The 11,964-nt window shown below is 69.8% G+C and carries 13 protein-coding genes and 1 tRNA gene; 11 read left to right on the top strand and 3 right to left on the bottom strand.

What is annotated here, in order from left to right; genetic code table 11:
- Positions 1–50: 50 nt before the first annotated feature.
- The 4 genes from scpB (at position 51) to Q0V34_RS07860 (ending at position 3,122) form a co-directional block, all read left to right on the top strand.
- Complete coding sequence (gene scpB / locus Q0V34_RS07845; protein WP_297510232.1) at positions 51–716, top strand: SMC-Scp complex subunit ScpB; 666 nt, start codon at positions 51–53, stop codon at positions 714–716.
- Between the two features lie 163 nt (positions 717–879).
- A complete protein-coding gene (locus tag Q0V34_RS07850; protein ID WP_297510235.1) occupies positions 880–1,698 on the top strand; it encodes a peptidylprolyl isomerase in 819 nt (272 codons plus the stop codon).
- Between the two features lies 1 nt (position 1,699).
- Positions 1,700–2,551: a peptidylprolyl isomerase gene (locus tag Q0V34_RS07855; RefSeq protein WP_297510238.1), complete on the top strand. Its 852-nt coding sequence runs from the start codon at positions 1,700–1,702 to the stop codon at positions 2,549–2,551.
- 103 nt (positions 2,552–2,654) lie between these two features.
- Entirely contained in the window at positions 2,655–3,122 is a 468-nt protein-coding gene (locus tag Q0V34_RS07860; RefSeq protein ID WP_297510241.1) for a peptidylprolyl isomerase, read from the top strand.
- Between the two features lie 94 nt (positions 3,123–3,216).
- Here the strand turns inward: Q0V34_RS07860 and Q0V34_RS07865 are convergent, their stop codons facing one another.
- Positions 3,217–4,200 carry an endonuclease/exonuclease/phosphatase family protein gene (locus Q0V34_RS07865; protein WP_297510243.1) on the bottom strand — a complete coding sequence of 328 codons (984 nt, stop codon included), beginning with the start codon at positions 4,198–4,200 and terminating at the stop codon, positions 3,217–3,219.
- Positions 4,201–4,341: 141 nt separating this feature from the next.
- On the opposite strand from Q0V34_RS07865, the gene queA reads away from it, so the two are divergent.
- Positions 4,342–5,442, top strand: coding sequence for a tRNA preQ1(34) S-adenosylmethionine ribosyltransferase-isomerase QueA (queA, locus tag Q0V34_RS07870; protein ID WP_297510246.1), 1,101 nt, complete (start codon positions 4,342–4,344; stop codon positions 5,440–5,442).
- Positions 5,442–6,557, top strand: a complete 1,116-nt coding sequence (gene tgt / locus Q0V34_RS07875; protein WP_297510249.1) for a tRNA guanosine(34) transglycosylase Tgt — start codon at positions 5,442–5,444, stop codon at positions 6,555–6,557. Before queA ends, tgt begins: the two co-directional genes overlap by 1 nt.
- 23 nt (positions 6,558–6,580) lie before the next feature.
- On the opposite strand, the gene Q0V34_RS07880 is transcribed toward tgt, so the two are convergent.
- Positions 6,581–7,294, bottom strand: a complete 714-nt coding sequence (locus Q0V34_RS07880) for a hypothetical protein (protein ID WP_297510252.1) — start codon at positions 7,292–7,294, stop codon at positions 6,581–6,583.
- Positions 7,295–7,420: 126 nt separating this feature from the next.
- Here Q0V34_RS07880 and Q0V34_RS07885 point away from each other — a divergent pair.
- From Q0V34_RS07885 to Q0V34_RS07905, 5 genes are all read left to right on the top strand, one after another.
- A tRNA-Lys gene (locus tag Q0V34_RS07885) sits at positions 7,421–7,495 on the top strand.
- 245 nt (positions 7,496–7,740) lie between these two features.
- Positions 7,741–8,616 (top strand): sulfate ABC transporter permease subunit CysT, encoded by an 876-nt coding sequence (gene cysT, locus Q0V34_RS07890; RefSeq protein WP_297510255.1) that lies wholly within the window; start codon positions 7,741–7,743, stop codon positions 8,614–8,616.
- A complete protein-coding gene (gene cysW, locus Q0V34_RS07895) occupies positions 8,616–9,467 on the top strand; it encodes a sulfate ABC transporter permease subunit CysW (RefSeq protein ID WP_297510258.1) in 852 nt (283 codons plus the stop codon). The genes cysT and cysW overlap by 1 nt, the downstream gene beginning before the upstream one ends.
- Before the next feature lie 15 nt (positions 9,468–9,482).
- Positions 9,483–10,502, top strand: coding sequence for a sulfate/molybdate ABC transporter ATP-binding protein (locus Q0V34_RS07900; RefSeq protein ID WP_297510260.1), 1,020 nt, complete (start codon positions 9,483–9,485; stop codon positions 10,500–10,502).
- Positions 10,503–10,608: 106 nt separating this feature from the next.
- The gene (locus tag Q0V34_RS07905; RefSeq protein ID WP_297510263.1) at positions 10,609–10,965 is read left to right on the top strand and encodes a PilZ domain-containing protein; all 357 of its coding nucleotides are present in this window, start codon (positions 10,609–10,611) and stop codon (positions 10,963–10,965) included.
- A 9-nt stretch (positions 10,966–10,974) separates the two neighbouring features.
- Here Q0V34_RS07905 and Q0V34_RS07910 read toward each other — a convergent pair whose 3' ends face one another.
- Positions 10,975–11,955, bottom strand: a complete 981-nt coding sequence (locus tag Q0V34_RS07910; protein WP_297510264.1) for a transglutaminase family protein — start codon at positions 11,953–11,955, stop codon at positions 10,975–10,977.
- Between the last annotated feature and the right edge of the window lie 9 nt (positions 11,956–11,964).

Genomic DNA, 11,964 nt, shown 5'->3' on the forward strand with positions numbered 1-11,964 from the left:
GATGAATCTGGGCCCCGGCGTTCGCCGGGGGAAACGGGTATGGGTTGGGGATGACCGTCGAACTCGAACCCCTCTTCGTCGAGCGCTGCATCGAGGCCCTGCTGTTCGCCGCGGCCGAGCCGCTCAGCGACGTCGACCTCGCCAAGCGGCTGCCCGAGGGCGCGGACATCGCCGCCGGGATCGCGGGTTTGCGAGCCCGCTATGAGGGGCGGGGAATCGAGCTCGTCGAGGTGGCGGGCCGGTGGCGGTTCCAGACGGCGACCGACCTCGCGTTCCTGATGACGGAGGAGCGCGAGGAGCCGCGACGCCTCTCCAAGGCCGCCCAGGAGACCTTGGCGATCGTGGCCTATCACCAGCCGGTGACCCGGGCCGAGATCGAGGCGGTGCGGGGCGTCCAGGCCAGCCGGGGCACGCTGGACGTGCTGCTGGAGCTGGGTCTGATCCGCATGCGCGGCCGCCGCCGCACGCCGGGCCGGCCGGTGACCTTCGGGACGACGGACGCCTTCCTGGAGCACTATGGCCTGGCCAGCCTGGCCGATCTCCCCGGCATCGCGGAGATGAAGGCCGCCGGCCTGCTGGAGATGAACCTGCCGCCGGGGTTCAATGTGCCCGATCCGCTGGGTCTGCGCGCCGGCGAGGACGAGGACCCGCTGGATCTCGACGACGAGGCGCCGGAATTCGCCCAGGACTTCCTGGGCGAGCCCGAGAAGGCTTGAGGCTTCGAGGCGGCTTCGCGGATCCTGATCGACCGGCGATGGCGCGGCCGGCCGCGCTTCGCCCCGATCCGGTCGAATTCCTGCGCTTGAAAGGCCCTCACACTTGTCCGGGGCGGCGTGGCGTTCTACGCCCCCACCCGATCTCTTCTGTTCGGGGAATTCGATGAAGCTCGCCATGACCGCCGCCGCGCTGGCGCTCGCCGCCACCACGGCTTCGGCCCAGACCGTCTCCGATTGGCGCACGCCGGACCCGAACAACGTCATTGTCGTCGAGACCAACAAGGGCCGGATCATCGCCGAGCTCTATCCTCAGGCCGCGCCCAACCACGTCGAGCGCGTGCGGAGCCTGGTCAAGAGCGGCTTCTATGACGGCCTGACCTTCTTCCGCGTCATCGGCGACTTCATGGCCCAGACGGGCGATCCGCAGAACACCGGCGTCGGCGGCTCCGATCAGCCGAACCTGGTGGCGGAGTTCACCTTCCGGCGCGGCGCCGACACGCCGCTGGCCCAGGGCTTCAAGGTCGGAACCGGCGAGAGCGGTTGGATCGGCGCCCTGCCGGTGAGCAGCCAGAATTCCGCCCTGGCCGTGATGACGGCCGACCGCAAGGTGGCCAGCTGGGGGAACTTCTGTCCGGGCGTGCTCGGCATGGCCCGCGCGGGCGACCCCGACAGCGCCAACAGCCAGTTCTTCTTCATGCGCCAGACCATGGCCGCGCTGGACAAGACCTACACCGCCTTCGGCCGCGTGTTGTCGGGTCTCGACGTCGTCCGCAGCATCAAGACCGGGGAGCCGGTGCCCGATCCGCAGGACAAGATGATCAGCGTCAAGCTGCTGGCCGACCTGCCCGCAGACAAGCGCCCGTCGATCCAGGTCATGGACACGCGCGGTCCGGCCTTCCAGGCCCTGCTCGCCAAGCGTCGCGAACAACTCGGCCCGAGCCTGACCAATTGCGACCTCGACGTTCCCGTGCAAATTAAATGAAATGATGTCCTCGCGCGCGCTCCTGGCCGGGCTTTGCCTGGCGACGATCTCCACCGCGTCCCTGGCCGCGCCGGCGGCGAGGCTCGCCAAGCCGACGGAGAAGGACTGGCGCACCCCGGCTCCCGACACGATCCTGGTGATCGACACCAACAAGGGCCGGGTGCTGGTCGAGTTGATCCCCGAAGTGGCGCCCAACCACGTGGCGCGGCTGCGCGAGCTGACCCGCGCCGGGGTCTATGACGGCCGCACCTTCTTCCGGGTGATCGACCGGTTCATGGCCCAGACGGGCGATCCTCGGGACACCGGCGAGGGCGGCACGGACAAGCCGAACCTGAAAGCCGAGTTCACCTTCCGCCGCGGGACCGAGACGCCGTTCGTGGCCATGGCGGCGCCGGCGGGCCTGCAGGTCGGCTATCTGAAGTCGCTGCCGGTCGTCAGCCAGGCGTGGAGCTGGAGCGACGTGACCAGCGACAAGAAGGTCGCGGCCTGGGGAACCTACTGCCCCGGCGTCGTCGGCATGGCCCGCGACGAGGACAACAACTCGGCCAACAGCCAGTTCTTCCTGATGCGCCAGCCCTATCCGTCGCTGGACAAGCGCTACACCGCGTTCGGCCGGGTGATCAGCGGCCTCGATGTGGTGCGATCGATCAAGACGGGCGAGCCGGTCCCCGCGCCGCAAGACTTGATGCGGAGGGTCCGACTGCTGTCGGACATCCCCGAGGGCGAGCGTCCGAAGGTTCGCCTGATCGATCCGAAGGGGCCCTGGTTCGCCGCCGAGACCAAGCGCCTGCGCGCGCTCAAGGGCGCGGACTTCTCCGTCTGCGACATTGAGCCGCCGGTCCGGATAGGCTGACGCGCCGCCCATTTCCCGCCACGATCCGGTTCACAGCCGGGCGCTAAACGCGCTAGAAGCGCGTTCGAAAAGAAACTCACCCAGCGATCTCCAAGGGAAGACCATGTCGGCCGATCTCGAAAACACCCTGATCCTGACGCTCGAGAGCGGTCCGGTCACCATCAAGCTGCGCCCCGACCTGGCGCCGGGGCACGTCGCGCGCATCAAGGAACTGGTGCGCGAGGGCTTCTATGACGGCGTCGTCTTCCACCGCGTGATCCCCGGCTTCATGGCCCAGGGCGGCGATCCGACGGGCACCGGCCGGGGCGGCTCGGACAAGCCGGACCTGAAGGCCGAGTTCAACGACGAGCCGCACGTGCGCGGCGTCTGCTCGATGGCCCGCACCCCGAACCCGGACTCGGCCAACAGCCAGTTCTTCATCGTGTTCGACGACGCCACCTTCCTGGACAAGCAATATACCGTCTGGGGCCAGGTGGTCGAAGGCATGGAGCATGTCGACGCCCTACCGAAGGGCGAGCCGCCGCGCGCGCCGGGCAAGATCGTCAGCGCCAAGATCGCCGCCGACGCCTAGAACGTGATAGCCGAAAGTGTGAGCGGTTCCGGCGGCTAGCGCCCTCTAAACACGGCATTCCAGCGACGGCCTCGGATCCTGTCCGGGGCCGTTTCTATTGGGCGATCCGCCGGAGCGTCACCATCACCGGTCGGTGATCGGAGCCCAAGGCGGGGCCGCGCTCGATCCTCACCGCCCGCCATCGCGCCCCCGCATAGACGTGGTCGATCGGCAGGAACGGGGCCGGCGCGGCCATCACCCGCGAGAACCGGCCGGCCGGCCACGAGGGCAGGGCGCGCGTCCAGCGGCGCAGGCCCAGCGCCTTGTCCTGGCGCTTCAGCGAGAACGACCAGGGCGTCGAGTTGAAATCGCCGGTCAGGATCAGGCTCTTCTGGTCGAACGGCGCCAGCATCTGAACCAGCTTGCGCGCCTGGGCCTGTTGCGGCCCGGCGGGAACGGGCCAGGTATAGTGCACCCCGGCGACCGTGAACGGGCCGTTGGCGTCGGCCAGCGTCGCCCAGGCTCCGGACAGGTATGGCGGATCGGTGGGCGCCCCGCCGCGCGCCAGCATCTTCTTGCGCGAGAAGATCCAAGTCTCGCACAGCGCGGACCTGTCGCAGGAGGCGAAGGGATAGGCGGCCTTGAGGGCGCGGATGATCGGCAGGGCGTCGCCGCCGCCTTCCTCCATCACCACCACGTCGGCGTCCTGCGCCAGGACCCAGTCGATGCTCTTTCCGGGCGTGCGGTTGTCGCGCCAGACATTGAACTGGATGATCTTCAGATCGCTCGGCGCCGGCGTCGCGCCTCGGAACCGCCAGGCGGCGGCGTATTCCGGCAGCATCAGCACCGCGCAGGCCAGCAGCGTGGCCAAGCCCAGGCCGACCATCACCCAGCGCTCGCCTCCGCGCGCGAACAGGCCGCCCAGGGCGAGGGCGCCGACGCCCATGGCCAGCCACAGCGGCGCGGCGTGGGTGAAGGCGTCCAGCTTGTCGCTGAAGGCGCCCCCCAGGCAAGCTAGACCCATGCCCGCGCCGACCAGGCCCAACATCAGGGCGGTGCCGCGCGCGAGGAGGCCGAGAAGCTGAGCAATCAGTCGCATGCCTGGCCCTTAGCACGGCTGAGCGAAGGTTGCGTGGCTCTCCTCGCCAGGCGGGGCCGGCGTCTGGACGTCGCGTCCTCGATGCGGGTCTGGCGCCTGTCTCTTGACCTTCCGGGTCCATCGTGCGCTTGAAACGCGCCCATGCGCCTTTCCGACTTCGACTTCGATCTGCCCGAGGATCGCATCGCCCTGCGGCCCGCCGAGCCTCGCGACGCCGCCCGCCTCTTGGTGGTGCGCCCAGGCCAGGGCCTCGCCGACCACGTCGTCCGCGAGCTGCCTGACTTCCTGCGACCGGGCGACGCCTTGGTCTTCAACGACACCCGGGTGATCCCCGCGCGGCTTTCGGGCCTGCGCGAGGGGCGCGTGACCGGCGGCGCGGACGGCACGCCCGTCGCCGTCGAGGCCACGCTGCACCGCCGTGTCTCGCCCAGCCGCTGGAGCGCGTTCATGCGCCCCGGCAAACGCTTGAAGGTCGGGGATCGCGTGGCGTTCGGGGCGCGCGACGACCGCGCCTGCGCCGGCGAGCGCCTGGACGCGACGATCGCCGAGAAGCATGAGGGCGGCGAGGTGCTGCTGGCCTTCGACCTTTCGGGGCCCGATCTCGATATCGCCATCGCTCGCCACGGCGACATGCCGCTGCCGCCCTATATCGCCGCCAAGCGGGGCGAGGACGAGCGCGACCGCGCGGACTACCAGACCGTCTATGCCCGCGAGGACGGCTCGGTGGCCGCCCCGACGGCCGGCTTGCACTTCACGCCGGAGCTCTTGGAGCGGCTGAAGGCGAGGGGCGTCTCTCTACACTTCGTCACCCTGCACGTCGGCGCGGGCACCTTCCTGCCGGTCAAGACCGACGATGTCTCCGAGCACAGGATGCACGCCGAGTACGGCCAGGTGACCGAGGCGGTCGCGGGCGCCCTCAACGCCGCGCGCGCCGCCGGCGGCCGCATCGTCTGCGTCGGCACCACCTCGCTGCGCCTGCTGGAGAGCGCCACGGGCGAGGACGGCGTCGTGCGGCCGTTCGCCGACGAGACGGCCATCTTCATCACGCCGGGCTACCGCTTCCGCGCGGCCGACGTGCTGATGACCAATTTCCACCTGCCCAAGTCGACGCTGTTCATGCTGGTCAGCGCCTTCGCGGGACGGGAGACCATGCGCGCGGCCTACGCGCACGCGATCCAGCATGGCTATCGTTTCTATTCCTACGGCGACAGCAGCCTGCTGTTCAAAGACGAGGCGTCCTGATGGCCGCGTTCCCCTTCGAGATCAAGGCTGTCGACGGCAAGGCCCGCACAGGCGTCTTGAAGACCCCGCGCGGCGACATCCGCACGCCCGCCTTCATGCCCGTGGGCACCGCCGCCACCGTCAAGGCGCTGACCGTCGACCAGGTCAAGGCCACCGGCGCCGACATCATCCTGGGCAACACCTACCACCTGATGCTGCGGCCCTCGGCCGAGCGGGTGAAGCGCCTGGGCGGGCTGCACAAGTTCATGCGCTGGGACAAGCCGATCCTGACCGACAGCGGCGGCTTCCAGGTCATGAGCCTGTCGGGCATCAGCAAGCTGACCGAGGAGGCGGTGACCTTCTCCAGTCACGTCGACGGCTCCAAGCACGTGCTGACCCCCGAGCGCTCGATCGAGATCCAGGCCGACCTGCTGGGTAGCGACATCGTCATGCAACTGGACGAGTGCGTCGCCTGGCCGGCCGAGGAGGCGAGGGCGCGCAAGGGCATGGAGCTGTCGGCCCGCTGGGCGCGGCGCTCGAAGGACGCCTTCGGGACGCGCGACACCCAGGCCCTGTTCGGCATCCAGCAGGGCTCGACCTTCGAGGCCCTGCGTCGCGAGTCCTCGGACCGCCTGCGCGAGATCGGCTTCGACGGCTACGCGATCGGCGGCCTGGCGGTCGGCGAAGGGCACGCGGCCATGTGCGAGGTGCTCGACTACGCGCCGGGCCTGCTGCCCGAGGATCGGCCCCGCTACCTGATGGGCGTCGGCAAGCCGATCGACCTGGTCGAGGCCGTGGCGCGCGGCGTCGACATGTTCGACTGCGTCCTGCCCACCCGCTCGGGCCGTCACGGCCAGGCCTGGACCTGGGACGGGCCGATCAATCTGAAGAACGCCAAATACGCCGAGGACGAGACGCCGCTGGACGAAACCAGCGACTGCCCGGCCAGCCGCGACTATTCCAAGGCCTATCTGCGGCACCTGTTCAAGGCCGAGGAGATCCTGGGCCAGGTGCTGCTGTCCTGGCACAACATCGCCTTCTTCCAGGCCTTGACCGCCGCCATGCGCGCGGCGATCGCCGAGGGGCGGTTCGAGGCCTTTCGCCGCGACTTCGCCGCGCGGCATCTGGGGGGCTGAGGGCGGCGGAAACCTCGCCTTTCTCAGTCTCTCGGCCCTTTCGGCACGGTCGGCGCCTCCTCCTTGTGGATCGGGAAGCGCGGCCGGCGCGGGCCGTAGGGATCCGGCGGCGGCGGCATGCCGGGATCGACGACGGGCGGCGGGGCTGGCGGCTTGTGCTGCGGCGTGGCCGGCGGATCGCAGCCGCGCGCTTCGCCGAGCCCCTTCAGATAGGCGCGGCGCACATTGCCCGAGGTGACGGCGCTCTGGACGAGGCGGTCGTGCCGCTCGGCGCCGCTGAGCTTGCGCACCCAGCCGCGCATCGGGATCATGTCCTGCGCCGCGCTGGCCACCGCGCCCAGCGCGGCCTCGCCGGCCGCCTTGCGGCCCCGGTCCGTCAGATCCTCGTTGTCCGCCGGCGGGGTGCGGTCGATGTCCTCGCCCAGGGCCGTGTCGAGCGGGCCGATCAGCGCCGCCAGGGTCTCGCAACGTCCGTTGGCCGGGCGCTGGTAGGGATCCTCCATCGCCTCCAGCAGCACGCGGGGGATCTTGGTGCGGACCACGTTGACGTCGCGCAGCGGCGCCGTCATTGCGCCGGCGAGGCCGTCCTTGTTCGCCTCGGAACTGGACTTGATTCGTCCGTCGTCGGTCGCCTGGGCAGGAGCCTCCTGCGCCGGTCGCTGGTCCTGCGCGCGCGTCGCGGCCGCGGCGGCCAAGGCGGCGACGCAAAGCGCCGTCGGAAGCAAGGTTCTACGCATGGCACACTCTAACCCGCCCACAGCTTTACCGTCATGCTCCGCAAAAACGGCGAAACCATGCTTGCGACCGCTCAAGCCCCCGACTATGGTCCGCGCCGCTTCCACCGGTCCCGCCGGATCGTGAGCGGGCCGGTAGCTCAGTGGTAGAGCATTCGACTTTTAATCGAATGGTCCTGGGTTCGAGTCCCAGCCGGCCTACCAAATCCTATTCTTGAATAGTCCTGGCTCATTCGAGCGCTCGACGACGCGAACGCGCCGGCGTTTGGTGGGCCATGATCGAGAACCAGTTTTTCTGGGCTCGGGGCCAGCCTTTTCTCGTTTGCCCCATTGCGTCGGTAGAGATTTAAGCGGCTCAGTTTCATCGACGACCGGACCCTGACGCGGCGCCGGGCGTTTCAACCTTGCCTTGAGCCATGTGGCGAGCCCGAACCCTGGACGACGACCGGATGACGACCGCCGACGCCGCCTCGGGCCCCGCCGCCCCGCCGCCGGCCAGACGGCCGTTCCTGCGCCGACGGTCGGCCATCCCCGGCTTCGGCCTGACGATGGGCGTCACGCTGTCGGTGCTCTCCCTGATCGTGCTGATCCCGCTGGCGGCGGTCGTGCTGAAGGCCGCCCACCAGTCGCCGGCCGAGTTCTGGGCGGTGGCGACCTCGCGGCGCGCGATGGCCGCCTATCGCCTGACCTTCGGCGCGGCGTTCGTGGCGGCGGCGATCAACAGCGTGTTCGGGGTCCTGACCGCCTGGGCCCTGGTGCGCTACGACTTTCCGGGCAAGACGATCGTCAACGCCCTGGTCGACCTGCCGTTCGCCCTGCCGACCGCCGTCGCCGGCATCGCCCTGGCCACGCTCTACGCGCCCACCGGCTGGGTCGGCCAGTTCCTGACGCCGCTCGGGATCAAGGCCGCCTACAACCCCGTCGGCGTCACCATCGCCCTGACCTTCATCGGCCTGCCGTTCGTGGTGCGCGCGATCGAACCGGTGCTGCGCGACGCGGCCGAGGACGTCGAGGAGGCGGCGGCGAGTCTGGGGGCGACGCGGCTCGACACCATTCTTAGGATCGTCTTGCCGGCCCTGGCGCCGGCCTGGCTGACCGGCTTCGCCATGGCCTTCGCGCGCGGGGTCGGGGAGTACGGCTCGGTGATCTTCATCGCCGGCAACATGCCCTACAAGTCCGAGATCGCGCCGCTGCTGATCATCATCCAGCTGGAGCAGTTCGAATATGCCCGGGCCGCGACCATCGCGGTCGTCATGCTGACCGTGTCGTTCACGATGCTGCTGATCATCAACGCCGTCCAGGCCTGGGCGCGGAGGTTCGACTGATGGCCGCCGCCTCGCATCGCCGCGCCACCGACGATCCGGCCTGGGCCAAGGCCCTGGTGATCGGGATCGTCCTGGCCTTTCTGGCCCTGGTCCTGGTCCTGCCGCTGGCGGCCGTCTTCGTCGAGGCGCTGCGCAAGGGCCTGGACGCCGCCGTCGCCGCGGTCCGAGCGCCCGACGCCCTGGCGGCGGTGCGGCTGACCCTGATCACCGCCGCGATCGCCGTGCCGTTCAACGCCGCCTTCGGCCTCTGCGCCGCCTGGGCCATCGCCAAGCACGACTTCAAGGGCAAGGCGCTGCTGATCACCCTGATCGATCTGCCGTTCTCGGTCTCGCCCGTGGTGGCGGGCCTGATCTATGTGCTGATCTTCGGCCTTCAGGGGTGGTTCGGCGACTGGCTGGTCGAGCGTGACCTGAAGATCATCTTCGCCCTGCCGGGCATCGTGCTGGCGACCGTCTTCGTCACGTTCCCGTTCGTCGCCCGCGAGCTGATCCCGCTGATGCAGGAGCAGGGGACCAGCGAGGAGGAGGCGGCGGTCTCGATGGGCGCGGGCGGCCTCTACACCTTCTGGCGGGTGACGGCGCCGAATGTCCGCTGGGGCCTGATGTACGGCGTGCTGCTGTGCAATGCCCGCGCCATGGGCGAGTTCGGGGCCGTTTCGGTGGTCAGCGGCCATATCCGGGGCCTGACCAACACCATGCCGCTGCACGTCGAGATCCTCTACAACGAGTACGACTTCGTCGGCGCCTTCGCCGTCGCGGCCCTGCTCTGCCTGCTGGCCGTGGTGACCCTGATCCTGAAGACGGCGCTCGAAGTCGCCCAGCCCCATGTTCGCGGGCGCGGCGGACACTGAACGGACTGAACGGCCATGACCATTTCCATCCGCTCCGTCGAGAAGACCTTCGGCCGCTATCCGGCGCTGAACAAGGTCGATCTGGAGATCGCCGACGGCGAGCTGCTGGCGCTGCTGGGGCCCTCGGGTTCGGGCAAGACGACGCTGCTGCGCGCCATCGCCGGCCTGGAATTCCCCGACGCGGGCCAGGTGCTGTTCGACGGCGTCGACGTGACCTTCGCCTCGGCCGCCGACCGCCGCGTCGGCTTCGTCTTCCAGCAATACGCGCTGTTCAAGCACATGACCGTGGCCAAGAACATCGCGTTCGGCCTCGACGTCCGGAAGGGCAAGGACAAGCCCGACAAGGCCGAGATCGCCCGCCGGGTCGAGGAGCTCTTGAAGCTGGTGGAGCTGGAGGGCCTGGGCAAGCGCTATCCCTCTCAGCTGTCGGGCGGCCAGCGCCAGCGCGTGGCGCTGTCGCGGGCTCTGGCCGTGCAGCCCAGCGTGCTGCTGCTCGACGAGCCGTTCGGCGCCCTGGACGCCACGGTCCGCAAGTCGCTGCGCCGGGAGCTGCGCCGCGTGCACGACGCCACCGGCGTGACCACCATCTTCGTCACCCACGACCAGGAAGAGGCGCTGGAGCTGGCCGACCGCGTCGCCATTCTCAACAACGGCCGCATCGAGCAGATCGGCACGCCGGACCAGGTCCATGACCAGCCGTCGACGGCGTTCGTCTGCGGGTTCGTGGGCGAGGCCAACCGGTTCGAGGGCCAGGTCAGCAACGGCCGGTTCTCGGCCGGGGTCCTGGGCCTGCCGGCGACGGGGCTGCGCGACGGCGCGGCGACGGCCTATGTCCGGCCGCACGATTTCGCGCTGGACGACAGCGGCTTCGAGGCGCGGGTCGAGCGCGCCCACGTCCAGGGCCCGCTGACCACCGTGAACGCCGTGACCCCGGACGGCCGCCGTCTGGAGATCAGCGCCTCCCGCGCCGAGGCCGCCCGCTTCGCGGGCACGATCCGGATCGCCGCCCGCAAGGCGCACGTCTACGCGGCTTGAGCCCGCTATTCGCGCGACGATCTTCGGCCAGCCCCGCCAAGGTTCGCGCGAAGCCGCCGGGGTTGCGCTAAAGTCGTCTCCGACTCGGCGGGAGCATTAAGGTCGGATGTCCATGTCGGAGCCTTCGGGCGCGGAGCGGCGCGCGCATCCCCGGATGCCGGCGGCGCGCAAGATCTACATCGTCGATGACCCGCGCTCCTGGAAGTGTTCGCTGCTCGACGTCGCCGAGAAGGGCGCGCGGCTGTCGACGGCCGGCATTAAGCCGCCGCCGGACAAGTTCGTCTTCGTCGACGCCGGCGGTCGCCGCGTGCACCTCGCCCAGGTGGTCTGGCGCTCGGGGGCCGAGGCCGGCGTTCAGTTCCTGGAGACCCAGCGCATCGGTCCGCGCGCCGGCGGCGCCGCCGGCGCCCTGGAGATCGCCCGCAAGTTCACCGGGACCCTGGCGGGCGGCGGGCAGGGCTGACGGCGGCGACTACTGCTGCTGCTGTTGCTGCTGCTGGTGAAGGTCCTGGCGCAGCGCCGCGTCCGGACGGCGGCGGCCGCCCGCGAAGCTGGGGCGGGCCATGCGCAGGAACTCCGGCTCGGCCACGGCGGCGCGGGCGCGGCGCACGGTGACGCCCACCGCCAGCTGGCTCTCGGCGTCGCCCTTATAGACGCCGCGCGAGGGCGTCACGTCGGCATAGTCGCGGCCGACCGCGACGGCCACGTGTCGCTCGGAGGCCATCACGTTGTTGGTCGGATCCAGGCCCACCCAGCGCAGGCTGGGCAGGAAGACCTCGACCCAGGCGTGGGTCGCGTCGGGATCGGAGCGGTCGCCGGCCTCGCGGTCGGTGAACAGATAGCCCGACACATAGCGCGCCGGGATGCCCCAGCCGCGACAGACCGCCAGCATGATGTGGGCGAAGTCCTGGCACACCCCGCGTCCGGCGCTCAGCGCCAGGTCAATGGGGCTGTCGGCGTCGGTCACGCCCGGCTGGTATTCGAACGCGCTGTAGATGGTCTCGGACAGGGTGCGGACCGCCGTCAGCGGGTCCTTGCGCTTCAGGGCGTCGAGGTCGTGCTCGTTGATGAAGGTCTGCAGCGCGTCGGTCGTGCGCACGAAGCCGTGCGGCCGCAGGAAATCGAAGCATTCGCCGCGCACGAACTCGCTGCGCAGCCGGTCCCATTCGCCCATGTCCAGGTGATCGGGCCGCTCGCCCACCGCCTCGGTCTCGACGGCCGACCTGGCGATGATCGTCAGCCGGTCGTGCGGCTGGGGGACGTCGAAGTGATAGACGGCGTTGCCGAAGCTGTCGGCGTAGGAAAACACCTGGGCCGCGGGCTCGAGATCGAGCTCGAAACTGACCAGCCGCTGGCGGGCGCTCTTCTGGGGCTGCATCCACAGCTCCATCAGGCTTTCCCGGACGGGCTTTTCGTAATGGTACTGGGTGACGTGGCGGATTTCGAGAAGCACGGGTCGGTC

It is taken from the genome of uncultured Caulobacter sp., from assembly GCF_947036865.1.
In the GTDB taxonomy this organism is placed as follows: domain Bacteria; phylum Pseudomonadota; class Alphaproteobacteria; order Caulobacterales; family Caulobacteraceae; genus Caulobacter.